At 65.0% G+C, this 19,260-nt stretch carries 23 protein-coding genes; 9 read left to right on the forward strand and 14 right to left on the reverse strand.

Annotated elements, in window-relative coordinates:
- Window positions 1-85: 85 nt before the first annotated feature.
- On the forward strand, window positions 86-955 hold the full coding sequence (locus EP237_RS02005; protein ID WP_127557546.1) for a DMT family transporter: 870 nt from the start codon (window positions 86-88) through the stop codon (window positions 953-955).
- Here EP237_RS02005 and EP237_RS02010 read toward each other — a convergent pair.
- Window positions 925-1,371 carry an NUDIX domain-containing protein gene (locus EP237_RS02010; RefSeq protein ID WP_127557548.1) on the reverse strand — a complete coding sequence of 149 codons (447 nt, stop codon included), beginning with the start codon at window positions 1,369-1,371 and terminating at the stop codon, window positions 925-927. The two genes, EP237_RS02005 and EP237_RS02010, sit on opposite strands and share 31 nt — an antisense overlap.
- A 76-nt stretch (window positions 1,372-1,447) precedes the next feature.
- Between EP237_RS02010 and EP237_RS02015 the strand changes: the two genes are divergently transcribed.
- On the forward strand, window positions 1,448-2,176 hold the full coding sequence (locus tag EP237_RS02015; RefSeq protein ID WP_127557550.1) for an esterase/lipase family protein: 729 nt from the start codon (window positions 1,448-1,450) through the stop codon (window positions 2,174-2,176).
- 165 nt (window positions 2,177-2,341) lie between these two features.
- On the opposite strand, the gene EP237_RS02020 is transcribed toward EP237_RS02015, so the two are convergent.
- From EP237_RS02020 to EP237_RS02030, 3 genes are read right to left on the reverse strand one after another with little or no spacing between them, the layout of a single operon-like run.
- Complete coding sequence (locus EP237_RS02020; protein ID WP_127557552.1) at window positions 2,342-3,412, reverse strand: 5-(carboxyamino)imidazole ribonucleotide synthase; 1,071 nt, start codon at window positions 3,410-3,412, stop codon at window positions 2,342-2,344.
- Window positions 3,405-3,893, reverse strand: coding sequence for a 5-(carboxyamino)imidazole ribonucleotide mutase (gene purE, locus EP237_RS02025; RefSeq protein WP_127557810.1), 489 nt, complete (start codon window positions 3,891-3,893; stop codon window positions 3,405-3,407). The genes EP237_RS02020 and purE overlap by 8 nt, the downstream gene beginning before the upstream one ends.
- A 54-nt stretch (window positions 3,894-3,947) precedes the next feature.
- Window positions 3,948-4,166, reverse strand: a complete 219-nt coding sequence (locus EP237_RS02030) for a YdcH family protein (protein WP_127557554.1) — start codon at window positions 4,164-4,166, stop codon at window positions 3,948-3,950.
- A gap of 175 nt (window positions 4,167-4,341) precedes the next feature.
- On the opposite strand from EP237_RS02030, the gene EP237_RS02035 reads away from it, so the two are divergent.
- Window positions 4,342-4,770, forward strand: a complete 429-nt coding sequence (locus tag EP237_RS02035; protein WP_127557556.1) for an Hsp20 family protein — start codon at window positions 4,342-4,344, stop codon at window positions 4,768-4,770.
- Entirely contained in the window at window positions 4,763-4,996 is a 234-nt protein-coding gene (locus tag EP237_RS02040) for a DUF1150 family protein (protein WP_127557558.1), read from the forward strand. Before EP237_RS02035 ends, EP237_RS02040 begins: the two co-directional genes overlap by 8 nt.
- An 84-nt stretch (window positions 4,997-5,080) precedes the next feature.
- Here the strand turns inward: EP237_RS02040 and EP237_RS02045 are convergent, their stop codons facing one another.
- The 5 genes from EP237_RS02045 to EP237_RS02065 form a co-directional block, all read right to left on the reverse strand.
- A complete protein-coding gene (locus EP237_RS02045) occupies window positions 5,081-5,773 on the reverse strand; it encodes a hypothetical protein (protein WP_127557560.1) in 693 nt (230 codons plus the stop codon).
- Between the two features lie 131 nt (window positions 5,774-5,904).
- Window positions 5,905-6,945, reverse strand: a complete 1,041-nt coding sequence (locus EP237_RS02050; RefSeq protein ID WP_127557562.1) for a Hint domain-containing protein — start codon at window positions 6,943-6,945, stop codon at window positions 5,905-5,907.
- A gap of 226 nt (window positions 6,946-7,171) precedes the next feature.
- Window positions 7,172-9,241: a bifunctional sulfate adenylyltransferase/adenylylsulfate kinase gene (locus EP237_RS02055; RefSeq protein WP_127557564.1), complete on the reverse strand. Its 2,070-nt coding sequence runs from the start codon at window positions 9,239-9,241 to the stop codon at window positions 7,172-7,174.
- Window positions 9,242-9,373: 132 nt separating this feature from the next.
- On the reverse strand, window positions 9,374-10,144 hold the full coding sequence (locus EP237_RS02060) for a substrate-binding periplasmic protein (RefSeq protein ID WP_164744592.1): 771 nt from the start codon (window positions 10,142-10,144) through the stop codon (window positions 9,374-9,376).
- 131 nt (window positions 10,145-10,275) lie between these two features.
- Window positions 10,276-11,187 carry a LysR substrate-binding domain-containing protein gene (locus EP237_RS02065; protein WP_127557568.1) on the reverse strand — a complete coding sequence of 304 codons (912 nt, stop codon included), beginning with the start codon at window positions 11,185-11,187 and terminating at the stop codon, window positions 10,276-10,278.
- Between the two features lie 106 nt (window positions 11,188-11,293).
- On the opposite strand from EP237_RS02065, the gene EP237_RS02070 reads away from it, so the two are divergent.
- Window positions 11,294-11,836 carry a DUF6647 family protein gene (locus EP237_RS02070; protein WP_127557570.1) on the forward strand — a complete coding sequence of 181 codons (543 nt, stop codon included), beginning with the start codon at window positions 11,294-11,296 and terminating at the stop codon, window positions 11,834-11,836.
- A gap of 4 nt (window positions 11,837-11,840) precedes the next feature.
- Here EP237_RS02070 and trxB read toward each other — a convergent pair whose 3' ends face one another.
- Together trxB and EP237_RS02080 are read right to left on the reverse strand one after the other, a co-directional pair.
- Complete coding sequence (gene trxB, locus EP237_RS02075; RefSeq protein ID WP_127557572.1) at window positions 11,841-12,782, reverse strand: thioredoxin-disulfide reductase; 942 nt, start codon at window positions 12,780-12,782, stop codon at window positions 11,841-11,843.
- A 107-nt stretch (window positions 12,783-12,889) separates the two neighbouring features.
- Window positions 12,890-13,180, reverse strand: coding sequence for a hypothetical protein (locus EP237_RS02080; RefSeq protein WP_127557574.1), 291 nt, complete (start codon window positions 13,178-13,180; stop codon window positions 12,890-12,892).
- Here EP237_RS02080 and EP237_RS23015 point away from each other — a divergent pair.
- Genes EP237_RS23015 through EP237_RS02090 form a run of 3 tightly spaced genes read left to right on the forward strand, consistent with a single transcriptional unit; the run spans window position 13,179 to window position 15,932 of the window.
- Window positions 13,179-13,340 carry a hypothetical protein gene (locus EP237_RS23015; protein WP_164744593.1) on the forward strand — a complete coding sequence of 54 codons (162 nt, stop codon included), beginning with the start codon at window positions 13,179-13,181 and terminating at the stop codon, window positions 13,338-13,340. The genes EP237_RS02080 and EP237_RS23015 overlap by 2 nt on opposite strands.
- 36 nt (window positions 13,341-13,376) lie before the next feature.
- Entirely contained in the window at window positions 13,377-13,877 is a 501-nt protein-coding gene (locus EP237_RS02085; RefSeq protein WP_127557576.1) for an Lrp/AsnC family transcriptional regulator, read from the forward strand.
- 3 nt (window positions 13,878-13,880) lie between these two features.
- On the forward strand, window positions 13,881-15,932 hold the full coding sequence (locus tag EP237_RS02090; RefSeq protein ID WP_127557578.1) for a tetratricopeptide repeat-containing sulfotransferase family protein: 2,052 nt from the start codon (window positions 13,881-13,883) through the stop codon (window positions 15,930-15,932).
- 32 nt (window positions 15,933-15,964) lie between these two features.
- Here EP237_RS02090 and EP237_RS02095 read toward each other — a convergent pair whose 3' ends face one another.
- Window positions 15,965-17,404: an aminotransferase class V-fold PLP-dependent enzyme gene (locus tag EP237_RS02095; protein ID WP_127557580.1), complete on the reverse strand. Its 1,440-nt coding sequence runs from the start codon at window positions 17,402-17,404 to the stop codon at window positions 15,965-15,967.
- Window positions 17,405-17,509: 105 nt separating this feature from the next.
- Here EP237_RS02095 and EP237_RS02100 point away from each other — a divergent pair, with 105 nt between their 5' ends.
- A complete protein-coding gene (locus EP237_RS02100) occupies window positions 17,510-17,983 on the forward strand; it encodes an Lrp/AsnC family transcriptional regulator (protein ID WP_127557582.1) in 474 nt (157 codons plus the stop codon).
- A gap of 96 nt (window positions 17,984-18,079) precedes the next feature.
- Here the strand turns inward: EP237_RS02100 and EP237_RS23680 are convergent, their stop codons facing one another.
- Together EP237_RS23680 and pgeF are read right to left on the reverse strand one after the other, a co-directional pair.
- Window positions 18,080-18,205 carry a hypothetical protein gene (locus tag EP237_RS23680; protein ID WP_276316979.1) on the reverse strand — a complete coding sequence of 42 codons (126 nt, stop codon included), beginning with the start codon at window positions 18,203-18,205 and terminating at the stop codon, window positions 18,080-18,082.
- A gap of 284 nt (window positions 18,206-18,489) precedes the next feature.
- Window positions 18,490-19,260 carry a peptidoglycan editing factor PgeF gene (gene pgeF / locus EP237_RS02105; protein WP_127557584.1) on the reverse strand — a complete coding sequence of 257 codons (771 nt, stop codon included), beginning with the start codon at window positions 19,258-19,260 and terminating at the stop codon, window positions 18,490-18,492.

A 19,260-nucleotide genomic window follows, 5' to 3' on the forward strand; every position in this document is an offset into this window, starting at 1 on the left:
TGGCGAAACCCGCAGACGACGCTTTCCCTTGCGCCCGGAGCCATGCTGAGGTGTTCTGACCCCCTCGCATCATCGGACAGTTCCCATGCGCCTTGCTTTGCTCACCGCCCTCACCATGCTGGCCTTCGCGGCCAATTCGATCCTCAACCGCATGGCGCTGGCCGGGGGCGATATCGACGCGCTCGGCTTTGCCATCATCCGGGTGCTGTCGGGCGCGGGCATGCTGGTGGCGCTGGTACTGGTCCAGCGGCGTGGGCTGCCGATGTTCCAGCCCGGACGCCTTGCCGGGGCCCTGTCGCTCTGCCTCTACCTGCTTGGCTTTTCCATTGCCTATGTGCAGCTTGATGCCGGGCTTGGGGCGCTCATCCTCTTTGGCTGTGTGCAGATCACCATGTTTGCGGGCGCGATCCTTGGCGGCGAATCCGTGCCGCCCGCGCGGTGGATCGGGGCGGGGCTGGCCATGGCGGGGCTCGGCTGGCTGGTCTGGCCGGCAGGTGAGGTCACGGTGCCGCTGACGGGCACCGTCTTCATGGCTTTGGCGGGCATGGGCTGGGGCATCTATTCTCTGGCGGGGCGCAAGGCGGGCGATCCCTTGGCGGCGACAGCGGCGAATTTCCTCTGGGCTGCGCCGGTCTGCCTGATCATCCCGATCTTCCTGCCGGTGCAGATGGAGCCTGTCGATGTCACGACCAGGGGCATCCTTCTGGCCTGCCTGTCGGGCGCGGTGACCTCGGGCCTCGGCTATGCGCTGTGGTATTCCCTGCTGCCGCAGCTCAAGGCCACAGTGGCGGGGTTGGTGCAGCTTTCCGCCCCGGTCATTGCCATTCTGGGGGGCGTGGCGCTGCTTGGCGAAGGCCTGTCGCTGCGGCTGGTGCTGGCGGCGGCGATCGTTCTGGGGGGGATAGCCTTTGGCCTGCTGGCGCCTCAGCGCAGGATCGGTTCCAGCGGGTCGTAGAGCAGACCCTCCCCCCAGGCCGCATCGGCCAGGCTGTCGGGCTTGACCTTGATCCGCGCGATCTCATCCCGGCTGAACAGCCTGCGTTCGCAAACCACCCGTTCGGGGTCTTTCCAGCTGTTGTCGAGCTGGCCTGCCAATAGCGTGCAGCGGAAATAGACATCGACCTGATGGAACGTGCCCTCGGGGTCGTGGAACTCGTTGACCAGACAGGGGTCGCCCACGCCGACCGTGAGGCCGGTTTCCTCGTGGAACTCCCGCGCCAGATTGTCGGGCAGGGAACTGCCGCGCTCGACGCCACCGCCGGGCGCGCACCACAGGTTGCCCCGGTGCTTGGGCCAGGCGTTGACCAGAAGCAGGCGGTTGTCGATCAGAAGCAGGCCGCGAACGGCAAGTCGGGGGGAAGCTGTGGACATAGGCGGGGTTCTGCCCGGCTTGTGACGGTTTCGCAAGGGGGGTTGGGCTTTGCGCGGGACGGCATAGATAAGAGGAATGAAACCAATTTTCCCCCTGTTGGCCGCGTTGGTGCTGGCCCCGGTGGCGGCAAGCGCCGACTGCGTGGTGCTGCTGCATGGGCTGGCGCGAAGCACAAGCTCGCTTTGGGTGATGGAGGAGGTGCTGGAGGGGGAAGGCTACCAGGTGGTCAACCTTGGCTACCCCTCGACCGAAGGCACGATCGGCGAGCTGTCGGCGGCGGCCATCGAACCGGCGCTGGCCAGCTGCGCCCCCGGCACGGTGCATGTGGTCACCCATTCCATGGGTGGCATCCTGTTGCGTCACTGGCTGTCGGAGCATGACCTCCCGGTGCTTGGCCGGGTGGTGATGCTGGCGCCGCCGAACCAGGGGGCGGCACTGGTGGATCGGTTCGACGATCTTGCGGCGTTCGACTGGGTCCATGGCCCCGCCGGGCAGCAATTGGGCACCGGCGAGGACAGCGTGCCGCTGGCCCTGCCGCCGGTGGATTTCGAGCTTGGGGTGATCGCGGGATATGGCTCCATCAACCCGGTGACCTCGGCGCTGATCGAGGGGCCGGATGACGGAAAGGTCTCGGTCGAGGAGACCATGGTCGAGGGGATGCGCGATTTCATTGCCTTGCGGGTCAGTCACACCTTCATGATGAACAACCCGCTGGTGGTGGCCGAAACGCTGACCTTCCTGCAAACGGGTGCGTTTGAACAGGATCTCGACCTGCTGGATGCGGTGGAGCAATTGCTTCCCTGACGGGACCCGCGAGCGCGCCTCGTCGACCCCCGCTGACGCGGGGGCACTCCTCGGTGCGCGTTGCCACGGTGTTGTGGTGGGGCTTGGGGACCTGTCCCGGCTGTTGCGCCGGTGGTGGGGTCGGATGCCTCCGGCGGGAGTAGTTTTGCCAAGAAGAAGAGGCGGTTACGCGGGGCCGGTGACTTTGTTCACATGGCCCATCTTGCGGCCCGGGCGGGTGTCGGCCTTGCCATAGAGATGGATCTGGGTGCCGGGTTGGGCGGCAAGCTGCGGCGCCTTGTTCACATCGTCGCCGATCAGGTTTTCCATGACCACATTGGCGTGACGCTTGCCGTCGCCAAGGGGCCAGCCCGCGATGGCGCGGATATGCTGTTCGAACTGGTCGACGGCGCAGCCCGCCTGGGTCCAGTGGCCGGAATTATGCACGCGCGGGGCGATTTCGTTCACGACGAGGCCCTGCGGGGTCACGAACAGCTCCACCCCCATCACGCCCACATAGTCGAGCGCGTTGAGGATGCGGGCGGCGAGGAGGACGGCGTCGCTGCGTAAGGATGGCGCGATGGCTGCGGGCACGGTGGTGGTGGCGAGGATGCCGTTTTCATGGACGTTTTCGCCGGGGTCGTAGCAGGAGATCGACCCGTCCTGCCCGCGTGCGGCGATGATGGAAATCTCTCGGCTGAAGTCGATGAAGCCTTCGAGGATCGCGGGCGCGCCGGCCATGTCCGCCAGCGCCTGCGCGGCGTCATCCGGCGACATGATCCGCGCCTGTCCCTTGCCGTCATAGCCGAAGCGGCGGGTTTTCAGGATGGCGGGGGTGCCGATCTGGTCGATGGCCTTCGCCAGACCCTCAGCACTGTCCACCGCAGCGAAGGGGGCGGTCGTCAGGCCGATTTCGGTCAGGAAACTCTTTTCGGTCAGGCGGTCCTGGCTCACCTCCAGTGCGCGGCGCGAGGGATAAAGCGGGGTGGTGGCCGAGAGGACATCCAGCGCATCGGCGGGGATGTTTTCGAATTCATAGGTGATGAGATCGACCGAGGCCGCAAAGCGCGCCAGTGCGTCGAGGTCGTCATAGGCGCCCTGGGTGACCTTGGCCGCGACATCGCCCGCAGGGGCGGCGCCGGGCTCATAGATATGGGTTTTGTAGCCAAGGCGCGAGGCCGCGACCGAGAGCATGCGGCCAAGCTGGCCGCCGCCGAGGATGCCGATGGTGGAGCCTGTGGGCAGCATGTCACTCATCGACCGGCACCTCGGGGATGGAGGCCGAGAGCGCCGCGCGCCAGGCGTCGAGCCGCTCGGCCAGGGCCGGGTCGCCAAGGGCGAGGATGCCCGCGGCCATCAGGCCTGCGTTTTTCGCGCCAGCCGCCCCAATCGCCATGGTGGCCACCGGGTAGCCGCGCGGCATCTGCAGGATGGAATAGAGGCTGTCGACACCCGACAGGGCCTTGGTCTGGACCGGCACGCCGATGACCGGCACCCGCGTCTTCGACGCCATCATGCCGGGCAGATGGGCCGCGCCGCCCGCGCCCGCGATGATGACCTTGAGCCCCCGGCCCACGGCGTCCTTGCCATAGGACCACAGCCGGTCCGGGGTACGGTGTGCGGACACGATGCGCGCCTCATAGGGCACACCCAGTTCGTCCAGAATATCGGCGGCTTCCTTCATGGTGGGCCAGTCCGACTGGCTGCCCATGATGATCCCGACCTCGACCCGATCCATGGCGGTCATCCTCGCTATCCCTCAGGAAGCGCGCACTATAGTCATGGCGATGACTTACGCAATGATATCCGGGGTCAGTTCATCCTCGATCCGGGCGATCGCGTCCTTTAGCGCCAGCTTGCGCTTTTTCAGGCGGCGCAGCGTCAGCTGATCGGGCAGGGGGCGTTCCTCCAGCGCGCCGATGGCTTCGTCCAGATCGCGGTGTTCGCGCGTCAGCACCCCCAGCTTCACGCGCAGCACATCTTCATGGGTCATTTCATTGGGGGCGTTCATGGGCACTGGACCTGCGGGTGAGTCGCCTTGCGGCGGGAGCTTGAGGATACCGGATTATCCCCCATCGGCAAAGCGTTGCGCGCCTTGCAAGGGCCGGGAACCGCCCCCATATTGAGGCAAATGGCCGCCATAACGGGGCCGACACATGCAGATCGCTTTGTAAAGGATGTGCCCGATGACGAAACTGACCCTTGGTTCGCACCCGTTCCTTCTGGGATTCGACCAGCTTGAACGGCTGGTGGAGCGGACCGCGAAATCCGGCAATGACGGATATCCCCCCTATAATATCGAAGCCAAGGGCGAAAACGCCTTTCGCATCACGCTGGCCGTTGCGGGCTTTGCCGAGGATGATCTGTCGATCACGCTGGAGGACCGCCAGCTGGTGATCCGGGGCCGTCAGGGCGATGACAGCGAAGGCCGCGTCTTCCTGCACCGGGGCATTGCCGCGCGCCAGTTCCAGCGCAGTTTCGTGCTGGCCGACGGGGTCGAGGTCACTGGCGCGACCATGGAACACGGGCTGCTGCATGTGGACCTGAAACGGTCGGTCCCGGAAAATGTCGTCCAGACCATCCGGATCAAGGTGGGAGGTGCCGAGGATGCATGAGCCAAATGACAAGATGAATGCCGGTGAACGGCCCATCGTCTATGTCCGCAAGGTCAGGGTGGACGACCTGCCGGAGGAGATTCGGGCACAGGCCAGTGGTGCGGGGTTGAAAGAGCTCTATGCCATCGGCAATGAGGCGGGAGAGCAACTGGCGCTGGTCAAGGACCGAAAGCTGGCCTTCGTGATGGCGCGACAGAATGACATGATGCCGGTCAGCGTACACTGATCAGACATTGCCGAACGTAAAATGGGCGCCCCGAAACGGGGCGCCCATCTTCGTTTTCCCTACGAGGTACAGGTCGCAGGGAGGTTACAGCGGTATGACAAGGCGCAGGAACCCGGACAGGCCACGATCCTCGATGCCACCGAAATCGAACAGCCGGTAGGACACGCCCGGCGTCAGCAGCACACCGCCCGCCAGCGGAATGGCCAGATAGGCATCGGCGCGGCCATAGAGACCGGCGTCGTTGATCTGGAACGCTCCACCGAAGCCGTCAACAGCGGCCCAGCCATAGCCAAGGTTCAGACCGAACCCGAAGGTCGGCACCGCGATGGAACTGCTGGAATAGCCGCCGCCAAGCGGGGTTTCATACGCGGCGCCCACGAAAATTCCGGTGAAGGTGGAACTGCCGGTTGTCGGAAACAGCAAGCCGCCCGACTCGAAGGCATTGACGTTGGAGTTCATGTGCTCCAGCCCGAGCGTATAGGCCAGGACCGGGGCGGATGAGGACGCAGAGGCCCCGCGCGCGGCGGCATTGAGCCATGTGGCCGCAACCATAAGGCCAATCGCATTTCCGACATGGATGTTTTCCGGTCCACCCAATCCGGCCACAGTCCGGCAGTCGGAACAGAACGGCGACATGAAGCCGAAGGTCAGCCGGTCGGGGCCGCGTGCAAAGCTGCTCGGGCCGCTGAAGCTGAATGGCAGGCTTTGTGCCATGGCGCTGCCGGCGATGGTGATGGACAGGATCAGGCCTGCCAGAATGGTGACGATGTTTTTCACGGTCCCAATCCCCCCAAAGATTGCATGTACCCGTCAGAGTTGCGCCGTCGGGCGATTCCCGCAACCCGCCCTGCGGACTCTGACAGCGGGTGTTGCAGAAAGGTTGACGTAGCGTAAACTTTTGCGCGGAATCAGGGGATTGGCAAAAATGCCCTGGCCTCTGTCGCGCCGATCGCGGGGCGGGCGAGCGGTCCGTAGGCGGTGGCTGAGCTGCGCAGCTTAGGGAAGATCCGCAGCACTTCCTCGCGCGCGGCATGGTCCAGCGCACTGATTGACTGGTCCGCCGGGTGGAAGCTTTCGGCGGCGATGCCCTCGGCCAGAATGATCTGGTGGCGGTCAAACAGCAGGTGCCAGTATTCCACGCAGTCACACGGTTCGGACCGGATGCGCCTATCATCAATAAGGTGTTTTGCGGCGACCAGTACCTCGCCATCCCCGAACAGCAATTCGGCCCGTGGCCCGCCAATCAGCAGCCGGTGCTGGGGTGAAACCAGCAGGCGGCGGCGATTGCCCAGGACACCCTTGCCGATCACCACCGGCGCCAGATCGCCCCGCCCGGGCACCCGCCGCCCGCCGATCCAGCGCAGGGGTTGCGGGCCGTCATCGCGGGTGCGGATCAGGTCGCCGGGATGCAGGGTTTCCACCGGGCGGTCGCCCTCGACCGTGCCGATCAGGGTGCCACGCGCGAAACAGACGAAGAAATCCGAATACTGCGGTGTCGCATTGAACCCGCCGTTGGAGAAGTTGACCGACAGGTCCTCGGCAAGGATCGTATAGGTGCTTCCCGGAACGATGCCGCCGCCGCCGGGATTGGCGGGATCTTCCATGACAACGAAATAGCCGTCATTGGTCACCGCCTGATTGTTGCCTTGCTGATTGGCACCTGTATTGACCCAGACCATGATGAACGTGTTGCTGCCGTCTGTGACCTGATAGGCGATTTCATATTGATGCAGCGCATTCGTATATGTGGTGCCGTCCACGGTGCCGCTGACCAGCTGATCGCTGTCGACCGGGTTGAAATCGTCGGGCGTGTCGTCGGTTCCGCCATCGGTGACGGTGACGATATCTGCCGTGGCAGCGGCTGAAACTGTAAAACTGTCACCCACCCCAAGCGAAGTTGGGTTGCCTATATCCTGCAGGCTCCAGGCCTGCATGTCGTAACTTGGCATCGCGCACACATCCTCGCACTGGCCGCACGGTTTCCCATGGGCCGGATGCCCCCGCCCTTCTTGTACCCTGCGAATATGGACGGACCGGGGCGCAATCCTGCCGCGATCTGGACAATTCCGGGCAGCATCGGCCGCAGGACTTTCCAACCGGTAAACAGCGGACAGAGAAACGCCCCGGACAGGCGGGCTGGCCGGGGCGTTTCAGGATGTGTCGGATCGCGTGGGATCAGGCGGAGATCAGCCCCATGGATTCCAGCTTCAAGAGCACCTGCTGCGCGCAGTAATCCACGTCCATGCCCTCGGTATCGACCACCAGTTCCGCGGCGGTCGGTGCCTCATAGGGGTCGGAAATGCCGGTGAATTCCTTGATCTTGCCTTCGCGCGCCAGGGCATAAAGCCCCTTGCGGTCACGGCGTTCGCATTCTTCCAGCGACGTGGCAACATGCACCTCGACGAAGGCCCCGAAAGCTTCGATCATCTCCCGCACGGCGCGGCGGGTCGCGATATAGGGCGCGATCGGCGCACAGATGGCGATGCCGCCGTTCTTGGTGATCTCGGACGCGACATAGCCGATGCGGCGGATGTTGATGTCGCGGTGTTCCTTCGAGAAACCCAGTTCCGAGGACAGATGCTTGCGCACCACGTCGCCATCGAGCAGCGTCACCGGGCGGCCGCCCTGTTCCATCAGCTTGACCATGATGGCGTTGGCGATGGTCGACTTGCCCGAGCCGGACAGGCCGGTGAAGAACACGGTAAAGCCCTGCTTGGAGCGCGGCGGCGAGGTGCGGCGCAGTTCCTGCACAACCTCGGGGAAAGAGAACCATTCCGGGATTTCCAGCCCTTCGCGCAGACGGCGGCGCAGCTCGGTGCCCGAGATGTTCAGGATCGTCACGTTGTCCTTGTCGGCAATCTCGTCGGCGGGTTCGTACTGGGCGCGTTCCTGCACATAGACCATGTGTTTGAAATCGACCATTTCGATGCCCATCTCGGCCTGATGTTCGCGGAACAGGTCCTGCGCGTCGTAAGGGCCGTAGAAATCGTCACCGGCAGAATTCTTGCCGGGGCCCGCATGGTCGCGGCCGACGATGAAATGGGTGCAGCCGTAGTTCTTGCGGATCAGCCCGTGCCAGACGGCCTCACGCGGGCCGGCCATGCGCATGGCCAGCGGCAGCAGGCTCATGGTGGTGGTGGCGCCGGGATACTGGTCCAGAACCGCCTCGTAGCAGCGCACGCGGGTGAAATGGTCCACATCGCCCGGCTTGGTCATGCCCACGACCGGGTGGATCAGCAGGTTGGCCTGTGCCTCTTTCGCAGCGCGGAAGGTCAGTTCCTGATGCGCGCGGTGCAGCGGGTTGCGGGTCTGGAAGGCGACGATCTTGCGCCAGCCCAGTTTGCGGAAATAGGCGCGCAACTCGTTCGGCGTGTCGCGGCGGGCGCGGAAATCGTAATGCACGGGCTGCTGGATGCCGGTCACGGCACCGCCCAGATAGACGGGGCCTGCCACGTGATGCAGGTAATTCACCGCCGGGTGGGCGACGTCATCGGCGCCAAACACCATCTCGGCCTCGCGCGCCTTGTTGGGCAGGTATTTGTCCCTGATCGACAGGATCGCGAGGATCACGCCCTCCTGATCGCGCAGCGCAATGTCCTGACCGGGCTCGATCCCGTCGGCGAAGGTCTGGCTCACGTCCAGCGTGATCGGCATCGGCCAGAGCGTGCCATCGGCCAGACGCATGGTTTCGACGACGCTCTCGTAGTCTTCCTGACCCAGAAAGCCCTTCAGCGGGTTGAACCCGCCATTCATCAAGAGTTCCAGATCGCAGATCTGGCGCGGGGTCAGATCCCAGCTGACCAGTTCGGACGCCTCGCGCTTGAGTTTCTGGGCGCTATCGGCGGAAACGAAAAGTTCCTGAACGGGGGCAAGGTGGTTCTGCATCACTTGGGTCCTGTACTTGGGAGAAAGAAGCCCGCTGGCCGCACCGGTCAATTCGGCATGAAGCGCGTCATATTCGGCCAGTTTGCGGGAAAGAAAACGATCGGTGAGACGGGCCTTTTCGGCCGCCCCGCGAGAGGTGAGCGCATAGGCGAAGCGCTGGCGCTTGTCGGTGCTGTCGCGGTCGGTGACCTTGATCAGCCCGGCGTCGGTCACCGCGCGCAACACCGCATTGAGCCGCCCGAGCGAGATGCCAAGCGCCGCCGCCGTCGCCCGCTGAGACGCATCCGGCGCCAGATCCAGCTGGCGCAGAAGGCGGAAGAGCAGGTCATCTTCCGGCAGGGTGGGCGTTGGTGCAGGCATCGCAGGCGACTCAAAGTTTGTTCACGGATGAACATATGTCATATTGTGCACGCGCAGCAAAGAGAAAAATGGTCAAGCGTCAGAAACCGAGCCGAATGGCGCAGCGGTCCCACCTGTCAAAGGTTGAAAGGGTCAGAAAAGCAGACGGTTGCCGCGCAGGCAGTCGATGGACAGCTGCCGCGTCTGATCGAAGTCACCGTTGAAATCGCCATGCTGCGTATGCAGCCGGTCAATCGTCCCGGCGTCGAACAGCTGGAGAATCTGCCCGTTCCAGCTATCCAGCAGATCGGGCCGCTGCCGTGACACCATAAAGGCCGCGCCCACGGGCGGCATTTCCAGCCGGTCCACCTCGACCAGTGCCTGCGCCGCCCCGGCCACCGTATCGAGTGCGCGTTCCGACCCGAAGAAGGCGTCAGCCTGCCCGGTCAGGGCCGCCCGTACCGCTTCTTCGGTCGTCTCGAACACCGCCAGCCGCAGCCCGCGTTGCACCAATGTCCATTCCTGAAGCGACCCGCGCACCGTGGCGATTGTGCCGGAACTTACGTTGACTGCGCCGGAGCGGGCATAGAACATCTCATCCCGGCTCAGGAAATACATCAGCGGACAGGTCAGGTTGCCCATTTCCGCCCGCGCGGGCGTGGCCGCCAGACCGCCAATGGCGATGTCGAGCGCGCCCTCGGATATCCCGCGCAGAAGCCCCGCAAGCGGGCGCATCTCCAACCGGCAGTCCTGCCCAAGCCGCGCGCAGATCTCGGAGGCCACATCCACGTCGAAACCGCTGACCTGTCCAAGGCTGTCGCGGTAGGCATAAGGCGGGTAATCCTCGGACACGCCGATCACCACCGGTTGTGCGGCAGCGGTGGTGGCGGACAGGAGCAGGGAAACGGCGATAGAAAAAAGCAATCTGGGAAATGGCATTCGATGTCCTCGGGTCGGAAATGGATCGGGGAAACAAGAGCGCGTCAGCACAGAGCCTACCCTGCGCGGCGATGCCCGGCAACAGCACTACCCGCTCCGGGCGGATCTGCCCGGGTCTACTCGGCCGCCGACAATTCCTGCACGCCGGTGCCATCTCGCGCCACCTCGGTGAACAGCCAGTCGCGGAAGGCACGGATGATCGGATCGCTGGCCCGGTCCTCGGGGTAGGCGACCGAATAGATGACCATCGGCATTGTCACGGTCTCGAACAGCCGCACCAGCCTGCCGGAGGCCAGCGTGCCCCGCACGACCGAGTCATAGGCCAGCGATACGCCCTGTCCGCGTTCGGCGGCGGTGGTGGCCAGTTCGCAATTGGGGAAGACAGGGCCGTTGGGCAGGACGGGATCGGGCAGACCGGCGGCGGAGAACCAGTCGCCCCAGGCGTCGTCGGTTTCATCATACATCAGCCGCAGGCGCAGCAGGTCCTCGGGCCGGTCCACGCCCTCCGCATCGCGCAGATGCGGGCTGATCACCGGGTAGCGGTTGGACTGCATCAGCGGCTCCGTCACCACACCTTGGGTGGGATCGGTCGACCACTGGATCACCACGTCGCTGTCATTGCTGGCGAAATCGGTCGAGGGCGCGCCAGTCGAGACCCGCAGCCTCACCCGGTCTCCGAACTCCAGCCGGTCGAGCCGCGGGACCAGCCAGCGCGCAGCCAGACCGGGCGTGCACAGCACCCTCAGCGGGCGCTCTCCGGCCTGCCGGATGGCGCGGGTGCTGTCCTCCAGACCGTTCAGAAGCCCGGTCAGCCTGCCGGCATAACCGCGCCCGGTCAGCGTTAATTCCAGCCGGTTGCCGACCCGTTCAAACAGCGCGGTGTCCAGATACTCCTCCAGCGCGCGGATCTGGTGGCTGATGGCCGACGGCGACAGGCACAACTCCTCGGCGGCTTTCTTGAAGCTTCTGTGCCGTGCGGCGGCCTCGAAGGCGCGGACGGCGGCGAACGGTGGCAGCTGTCGTCCCATGGCAGGTGAATTCCCTTCATGTGCCAATGAAAAAAGGTCTTTTGCGTCGGGCGCGGGTCGGACCTTACCATGAATTCATTCCTGAACCAAACCCACGGAGGTCACCATGACCATCCCTTTCCGGGCCAGCCGCCGGCTGGTGCGCTCTCTCTCCCTGTGCGCGGCATTGGCGTTGGCGCCGGTCACCGCAGCGGCACAGGATCTGCTGGCATGGCGTGAGGCCCCCACGATGCAGGCGCTTGTCACCCATATGGAGGACTGGTTGGACATCCACACCGATCTGCCAAGGCGGGAGGCCCCGCCTCTCATCCAGCTGACCAGCCATGCCCACGCCACTGGCATCGCCCACGCTCATCAGAGCGCGGCCAGCCCGACCTTGCGGGGGCTTTACGACCCCGAGGCCGAAACGGTCTGGCTGGTGCAGCCCTGGGATGCCCGCAACCCCTATGACGTCAGCGTGCTTCTGCACGAGCTGGTGCATCACCGGCAGGCGGCAGCGGGCCATTGGTATTGCCCCGGCGCGCAGGAATTGCCCGCCTACCGCATCCAGCAGGCGTGGCTGAACGATCTCGGGCTGGAGCCCGATGTGAACTGGATCGCCGTGGTGATCGAGGCCGGGTGCACGCCGCGCGACATCCACCCGGACTGATGCTTCACTCCTGCTCGGCCAGCCAGTGTTCGGCGTCGAGTGCTGCCATGCAGCCCATGCCGGCGCTGGTCACCGCCTGGCGGTATTTGTGGTCGGTCAGGTCGCCCGCCGCGAAAATGCCGGGGATCGAGGTGCGGGTGCTGCCCGCCTCGACCTTCACGTAGCCGCCGTTGTGCAGTTCCAGCACGTCCTTCACCAGTTCATTCGCGGGCGCGTGACCGATGGCGACGAAGACACCCTTGCAGGGGATTTCCGTGATCTCGCCGGTTTCCACATGCTTGACGCGGACGGCCTCGACCCCCTTGGGGTTGTCGGTGCCGACGACCTCCTCCAGCACGTGGTGCCACAGGGGGGCGATCTTGGGGTTCTTCATCAGACGGTCGATCAGGATCTTTTCGGCGCGCAGCTCGTCCCGGCGGTGAATCAGCGTGACCTTGCTGGCGAAATTGGTCAGGAACAGCGCCTCTTCCACTGCCGTATTGCCACCGCCGATCACCACGATTTCCTGCCCGCGATAGAAGAACCCGTCGCAGGTGGCGCAGGCCGAGACGCCGAAGCCCTTGAACGCCTCTTCCGAGGGCAGGCCGAGCCACTTGGCGCGCGCGCCGGTGCACAGGATCACCGCGTCGGCTGTGTAGGTGGTGCCGCTGTCACCCTGCGCCACGAAGGGGCGCTGCGTCGTATCAAGCGAGGTGATGATGTCGCCGATGATCTCGCAGCCCATGGCCTTGGCGTGGGCCTCCATCCGTATCATCAGGTCCGGCCCCTGCACCTCGGTATCGCCGGGCCAGTTTTCCACCTCGGTCGTGGTGGTCAGCTGCCCGCCCGGTTCGATCCCCTGCACCAGAATGGGTTCCAGCATCGCGCGGCTGGCATAGACGCCGGCGGTATAGCCGGCAGGGCCGGAGCCGATGATCAGAACGCGGGTGTGGCGGGTGTCGGACATGGGGGCTTCCTTGGGTGTGTCATGAGTCGCCGCCAATGTAGCCACCCCGCGCGGGAGGCAAAAGGGGGGCAAGGCCGGATCGGATCCTGCCCTAGACAGAACCGTGCCTAGTAGTCCGAATCCCCGCCGCCCCGGGTCATGGCCCCGCGCACGGCCTCGATGCAGCCTTCCGCCGTGGGTGCTTCGCATTCATAATAGCGCCCGTTGACGGAGACGAAATATTGCTCTCTGTCACCGAATTCTGCCGGTCGCGTTGACACCGTGTAGGTCTGCCCGTCGATGGCTATGACGGTCCGCTCGTAGAACGTCGACTCCGGCAGGCGCGGCATGGAATCCGAATCGCCTGCGCAGCCGGCCAATGCCACCACCGAGATCAAGATCAGACTTTGCAGCTTCATGAAAATCCTCCTTCTGGTGAATCCGATCATCAACGGTCGCAGCCTAGCATATTCCGCGCGGCAATGCTGCAACGGTGCGGAGGCGCTTGCATTGATCGCAATGCTGTTCCATATGTTGCGCGCCCTTGAAATATTCTTGCGCGAAGGGCATGTCCAATAACAGGAATATTAAACGTCTGGGGAGGCGAGCAGAAACATGCCAGGGGCAAAACTGGACCAAACCGACCGTATGATCCTGGCAGAGCTTCAGGGCAATGGCCGCATGACCAATGTGGAACTGGCCAGCCGCGTCGGCATTTCCGCGCCCCCCTGCCTGCGCCGTGTCCGCACGCTGGAGGAGCAGGGCTTCATCAAGGGCTATCACGCCGATGTGGATGCACGACAACTGGGCTTCGAGGTGCAGGTCTTCGCCATGGTCGGGCTGCACAGTCAGGCCGAGGCCGATCTGGTCGCCTTCGAAGACCGCTGCCGCAACTGGCCGCTGGTCCGCGAATGCCACATGCTGAATGGCGAGATCGACTTCATCCTGAAATGCGTGGCGCCCGACCTGTCCACCTTCCAAAGCTTCCTGACCGAACAGCTGACTGCCGCCGACAATGTCGCCCATGTGCGTACCTCGCTGGTCATTCGCGGCGCCAAGGACGAGCCCGGCGTGCCCTTCGAGGTGCTTGAGGACCGCATCGCGCGCGAGGGCTAGGCCATGCTTCCGGTCAATCCGGCGCGGATCAAGCAGCTTTATCAGCAGGCGATGACCGCCCAATCCGCTGGACAGGCGGAGGAGGCGCTGGCGCTCTATGCGCAGGTGCTGCAGGCCCGCCCCGATCTGGCCGAGGCACATTTCCAGGTGGGCCGCATCCATGCCGCGCGCGGGGATGCCGCCAAGGCCGAAACCGCCCTGCGCAAGGCGCTGAAATCCCGGCCAAAGGAACCCGCGATCTGGCAGGGGCTGGCGTCGGTGCTGACCGGCGGCAAGCTCAAGAAACTGCAACGCGAGGCTGCGGCGGCGGGCATTCCCCTGACCACGGGTCCTGACATCGCCCCGATTCTGCGCCAGATCGAGCAGGGACAGGCCAAGGCCGCCGAAACCGCCGCATTCGCGCTGGTCACCCGGTTTCCGAATGCGGCCGAACCGGCCCTGGCGCTTGGTCTTGCCCGACAGGCTCTGGGACATTGGGCGGGGGCCATCGGGCCGCTGGAAAAATCCGTGGAACGCGCCCCGGACGACCCCCGCGCGTTGCGGGCGCTTGGCGAATGTCATGCGCAACTGGGGCAATGGCTGCGGGCTGAAACGGCGTTGACCCGCGCTGCCACTCTGGGGGCGGATGTGACACTGCCGCTGGCCCGAAGCTTGCGCGAAACCTGCCGCGTGGAAGAGGCCGAGGCGCTCTTGGCAAGCGCCATTGCCCGCCACAGGAAACGCCCCGACCTGCATCTGGATCATGGCGATACGCTTGCCGCCCTACGCCGCCCGAAAGAGGCGCGCCGCGCCTATGACGCCGCCATCCGCCTTGGCCGGTCGCGTGGATTGCTGGCGCGGCTGTCGGAAACGCTGGCTGCCGAGGGCGAAACCGGGGCCGCTGCGGCGCTGATGGACGAGTTGGTGAAATCGGATCCCAAGAACGTTGCCTTCCGCACCATCCGGGGCCAGCAGCGCCAGACGGCAGGCGACATGGATGGCGCGCGCACCGATCTGCTGGACGCCACGCGGATCAGCCCTGACGCGGCCGAGGCGATCCGGTCCTATGTCGGGGGTGGCAAGATCAAATCCGACGACCCCATCCTGCCGATCCTTGAGGCACGGGTGGACAGCGCGACCCTGCCCGCGCTCAGCCGCCGTGTGCTGGCCTTTGCCATGGCCAAGGCGCAGGAGGATCTGGGCCATCACGACCGGGTTTTCCGTTATCTCAACCGCGCAAACCGGATGATGCGGGCCGAGTTCCCCTACCGGTTCGAGGCGGATCTGGACGCCGCCCGCGCGCTGATTTCCGGCTATGACGCCCTGCGCAAGGCCCCGGCCCTGACCGATTGCCCGGAGGATGCGCCGGTTTTCGTCACCGGCCCGCCCCGGTCGGGAACGACGCTGGTGGAAACCATCCTTGCCGCGCATCCGCGTGTGACGGCGGGGGGCGAGATGCCGTTTCTCGTGCGCGCCCTGTACCTGCCGTTGGACCGGGTGGCCGATGGCCTCCCCGCTGCCGAAGCAGGCTTTGCCGAGGCGGGCCGGAGCTACATGACGGCTGCGCGGCGTCGCTCGGGGGCTGTGGATATCCTGACTGACAAGGCGATTTCCACGTTCTCGCGCGTCGGGCAAGCGGCGCTGGCGCTGCCCAATGCCCGGTTCCTGATGCTGCGCCGCGATCCGCGCGATGTGGGCCTGTCGATCTACCGCAACATGTTCCCGCAGGGGCGGCAGCTCTTCGCCACCGATCTGGCCGATATCGGGCGCTACCTGCGGCTTTACGAGGCGATGCTGGACCATTGGGCCGAGGCGCTGCCCGACCGGGTGCATGTGGTGGATTACGAGGCGCTGACCGCAGAGCCGGAGCCGCAGATCCGCGCCCTGGTCGCAGCGGCAGGGCTGGACTGGGACGCCGCCTGTCTGGAACCCCACAAGGCGCGGCGCAATGTGGCGACGCTCAGCTTTGCGCAGGTGCGCCAGCCCATCTACCGCGCCTCGGTCGCGGGCTGGACCCGCTATGAAACGGACCTGGAGCCGCTGTTGGACGCGCTGGAAAAGCCCGTTTCGCTGTAGCGCCGCGCCTCTTTGGACCCGACAAGCGCAGATCAGGCAGCGGTCCTTGCAAAACGGGCGGTGGTTTCGTCGCAGCAATAGAGCGCGGCATAATCTTCGGCGGTTTCGGCCAGTTGCTCGACGCAGTCGATGACGAAATCCGCCTTCTCATCGGTCATCAGCGCCGACAGGTTCAGCCGCACCCAACCGGGTTTGGCCAGTTCCTCGCCCGCGTCCAGCGCTGCGAAGAGGGCATCGGATTGCGCCTGCCCGATGCCGAGCAGCCGGTGCGCATAGGGCCCCGCGCAGGCACACCCGCCGCGCGCCTGAATGCCGTGAATGTCGGACAGCATCCGGGTGAACAGCTGATGATGCACATAGCCCCCGCGCCCGTCGCGGATGCGGAAGGCGAAGATCGGCAGGGCCTTGGCATCGGTGTTTCCGAGCAGGTCCAGCCGCGGATGGGCCCGCCACCGCAACAGCGCGCGGGCGCGCAGATCGGCCTGCCGACGGTCCAGCCAGCCTTGGCCGAGCGCCTCCTTCACCATCATCACCAGCGCCGCGCGGATATCGCCGACGACATTGGGCGTGCCCGCCTCTTCGCGGGTCGACAACCGGTCTGAATACTTGTGCCGCCAGGGCGAGACGAAGCTGACCGTTCCGCCGCCGGGCAGGGTGGGCGTGGCCCGCGTGGTCATCGCGTCGCGCAGGATCATCACGCCCGACGCGCCCGGCCCACCGGGGAACTTGTGGGCCGAAAAGACGATGGCGTCCTTGGCGCAGTCGGTGCCGCCCTGCATCGACATCTCCATATAGGGGCCACCCCCGGCGAAATCCCAGATCGCCAGCGCGCGGCCCTGTTTCAGCACCCGCGTGACCGCATCGGTGTCGGTCACGATCCCGGTCACGTTCGACGCCGCCGAGAAACTGCCTACGATCAGATCCGCGCCCTGTGCGGCGTCCAGCTGTTCCTGCAGATCATCCAGATCCGGGCCGCCTGCCGCAGCCTCGATCACCTCGATCACCTCCGCCCCGCTTTCGCGCCAGGGCAGCAGGTTGGAATGATGCTCATAGGGGCCGACCAGCACCACCACCCGGTCCCCACGCGCCAGCCGCGCCGGAATGTCGAGCAACGCCACCAGCCGGTTCAGCCCCGCCGTCGCACCAGATCCGGCGAACACCACGCTGCACCCGTCATCCGCCCCGACCAGCGCCCCGATCCGCGCGCGCGCCTCTTCCCGCATCCTGGTCATGGCCGCGCCGCAAAAGGACGCCTCGGTATGGCTGTTGGCGTAATAGGGCAGCACCGCGTCGCGGACGAAATCCTCGACCACCGTCAACGCCCGGCCAGAGGCGACGTAATCGGCGTAGATCAGGGGCTTCTGCCCGAACGGCGTGTCGATCAGGATGCCGTCGCCGATGACCCCGGAGCGCAGGACATCCACCAGGTCGCTTCGGTCGAGAGAGGCTTGAAAACGGGCAAGGGGGGTCATGTCGGGCTCCAATTCGCTGATTTCGGGAATCTGACACCCAGTTGCCGCGATTTCATCACCGATCTTTTCATGATACAGGCCTAAATTGGGTCAAATGATCGGAGATTGCCTGTGAAACTAGATCAGATTGATTGCAACCTATTGGAGGCGCTTCAGCAGGATGCCAGCCTGTCGCAACGGGCGCTGTCGGAAAAGGTCGGGCTGTCGCAGAACGCCTGCTGGCGGCGTCTGCGCGCGCTGGAGGATCGGGGCGTGATCCGGGGGCGCACCGTGCTGCTCGACCGGGCACAGCTTGGGGCCACGCTGGTGGTCTTCGTGATGGTCAAGACGCGGCACCATTCGGCCGACTGGCTCAACGCCTTTCGCCGACATGTGCGGACGATCCCCAATGTGGTGGATTTCTTCCGGATCGGCGGGGAATACGATTACATGCTGAAGATCGTGGCGCGCGACATGGCCGATTACGACCTGTGCTACAAACGGCTGATCGAGGGGGTCGAGCTGGAGACCGTGACATCCTTCTTCGCGATGGAAGCGATCGAGGAACAGCGTCCGATTCCCCTCCGGCCGATCGGGTAGGGCATCCATCTGACCCGCGCAAAGAAAAAGCGGCCCCGGAAGGCCGCCATTTTTCAGCGTTCTGCTGTTCGGGCCATGTCCAGCCCATGCGTGGGATCAGGCCGATGCCGCTTTGCGCAGCATGCTCCGGCGACGATGGCGTTTGCCGCGCGACCAGGGCATGTCGATCTGTTCCTTCTGGCTTTCTTCCAGAACCTTTTCCATCCAGCGCCGTTTCAGCATTCTCTCGTCCTCTTTTCATGCCGGCCCTTTCCGGGCCATCTGTTGTCCCGTTTCCGGGTTGAGGACAATCTGGCGGAACTTTCGGGCAGTCTTACGGCCCCGGCCCTAATTTTCCGTAAAAGGCCGAGGCGAAAATGTGGCGGGGGCTGGCCTTGTTTCACAGGGTATTTCCGATGACGCCGCACCGTTCAAGGCAGCAATGGGGCGGTGCCTGCCAAGGATGTGCCGGATTTCCCGCGTCAAGGCGCCAAGCGTGGCAGCTTCGCCCGAATTCCAGATCGTGATCAAAGCCGAATCGCGGAAATGAGTCGCCCGTAATCGGCTTCGCCCTGATGCACGGACCGGCGGTAGGAAAAGAACCGCTCCGGGTCGGAATAGGTACAATGCCGCGTCCATTCCGCCTGTCCCACGCCCGCGCGGCGCAGCCGGTGCAGCCCGTAGGCGGGCAGATCGAACAGGAACCGGTCGCCCTCGCCATTGATGAAGAACATCGAGTTCTCGCGATCCTCGTCAAAGAAGGTCTCGAAAAACTCCGGTCCCACCTCATAGGCGCGCTGGCTGATCGAGGGGCCGATGACGGCGTGGGTATCCTCGCGCCGCGCGCCAAGCTCTTCCATTGCCTCCAGCGTCGAGTCCAGCACCCCGTCCACCGCCCCGCGCCAGCCAGCATGGGCGGCCCCGATGACACCTGCCTTGCGGTCGGCAAACAGCACCGGCTGGCAATCGGCGGTCAGGATGGCGATGGCGGTGCCGGGGGTTGCCGTGACGATGGCGTCGGCCTCGGGTCTTGGCAGCGGCTGCGCATCTTCGACCGCCACCGCGCGGGCGGAATGGGTCTGGTGCACCGTCACCAACTGGAGGATCGGTACCCCCATGGCGTCGGCGACGCGGGCGCGGTTGGTGTCGACCATGCTGGTCTGGTCCGACGATCCCGTGCCGCAGTTCAAGCCCTTGAAGATGCCCGAGGACGCCCCGCCGCGACGGGTGAAGAACCCGTGCCGGACACCGTCCAGCAGGTCTGACGTGATGATCTCGAGGCTTGTGGTCACGGTCAT

The sequence above is a fragment of the Nioella ostreopsis genome, from assembly GCF_004000255.1.
In the GTDB taxonomy this organism is placed as follows: Bacteria; Pseudomonadota; Alphaproteobacteria; order Rhodobacterales; family Rhodobacteraceae; genus Nioella; species Nioella ostreopsis.

What these genes read in the sequence shown, in the direction of transcription:
- trxB (WP_127557572.1), bottom strand. Translation starts at nt 12,782, where the DNA reads ATGTCCGACACCCGCCACACCCGCGTTCTGATCATCGGCTCCGGCCCT.
- EP237_RS02065 (WP_127557568.1), bottom strand. Translation starts at nt 11,187, where the DNA reads ATGGGACGACAGCTGCCACCGTTCGCCGCCGTCCGCGCCTTCGAGGCC.
- EP237_RS02030 (WP_127557554.1), bottom strand. Translation starts at nt 4,166, where the DNA reads ATGAACGCCCCCAATGAAATGACCCATGAAGATGTGCTGCGCGTGAAG.
- EP237_RS02010 (WP_127557548.1), bottom strand. Translation starts at nt 1,371, where the DNA reads ATGTCCACAGCTTCCCCCCGACTTGCCGTTCGCGGCCTGCTTCTGATC.
- EP237_RS02080 (WP_127557574.1), bottom strand. Translation starts at nt 13,180, where the DNA reads ATGAAGCTGCAAAGTCTGATCTTGATCTCGGTGGTGGCATTGGCCGGC.
- EP237_RS02005 (WP_127557546.1), top strand. Translation starts at nt 86, where the DNA reads ATGCGCCTTGCTTTGCTCACCGCCCTCACCATGCTGGCCTTCGCGGCC.
- EP237_RS02095 (WP_127557580.1), bottom strand. Translation starts at nt 17,404, where the DNA reads ATGACCCCCCTTGCCCGTTTTCAAGCCTCTCTCGACCGAAGCGACCTG.
- EP237_RS02020 (WP_127557552.1), bottom strand. Translation starts at nt 3,412, where the DNA reads ATGAGTGACATGCTGCCCACAGGCTCCACCATCGGCATCCTCGGCGGC.
- EP237_RS02050 (WP_127557562.1), bottom strand. Translation starts at nt 6,945, where the DNA reads ATGCCAAGTTACGACATGCAGGCCTGGAGCCTGCAGGATATAGGCAAC.
- EP237_RS02055 (WP_127557564.1), bottom strand. Translation starts at nt 9,241, where the DNA reads ATGCCTGCACCAACGCCCACCCTGCCGGAAGATGACCTGCTCTTCCGC.
- EP237_RS02035 (WP_127557556.1), top strand. Translation starts at nt 4,342, where the DNA reads ATGACGAAACTGACCCTTGGTTCGCACCCGTTCCTTCTGGGATTCGAC.
- EP237_RS02085 (WP_127557576.1), top strand. Translation starts at nt 13,377, where the DNA reads ATGCCAGGGGCAAAACTGGACCAAACCGACCGTATGATCCTGGCAGAG.
- EP237_RS23015 (WP_164744593.1), top strand. Translation starts at nt 13,179, where the DNA reads ATGAAAATCCTCCTTCTGGTGAATCCGATCATCAACGGTCGCAGCCTA.
- EP237_RS02090 (WP_127557578.1), top strand. Translation starts at nt 13,881, where the DNA reads ATGCTTCCGGTCAATCCGGCGCGGATCAAGCAGCTTTATCAGCAGGCG.
- EP237_RS02015 (WP_127557550.1), top strand. Translation starts at nt 1,448, where the DNA reads ATGAAACCAATTTTCCCCCTGTTGGCCGCGTTGGTGCTGGCCCCGGTG.
- purE (WP_127557810.1), bottom strand. Translation starts at nt 3,893, where the DNA reads ATGGATCGGGTCGAGGTCGGGATCATCATGGGCAGCCAGTCGGACTGG.
- EP237_RS23680 (WP_276316979.1), bottom strand. Translation starts at nt 18,205, where the DNA reads ATGCTGAAACGGCGCTGGATGGAAAAGGTTCTGGAAGAAAGCCAGAAG.
- pgeF (WP_127557584.1), bottom strand. Translation starts at nt 19,260, where the DNA reads ATGACCGTGACCACAAGCCTCGAGATCATCACGTCAGACCTGCTGGAC.
- EP237_RS02040 (WP_127557558.1), top strand. Translation starts at nt 4,763, where the DNA reads ATGCATGAGCCAAATGACAAGATGAATGCCGGTGAACGGCCCATCGTC.
- EP237_RS02070 (WP_127557570.1), top strand. Translation starts at nt 11,294, where the DNA reads ATGACCATCCCTTTCCGGGCCAGCCGCCGGCTGGTGCGCTCTCTCTCC.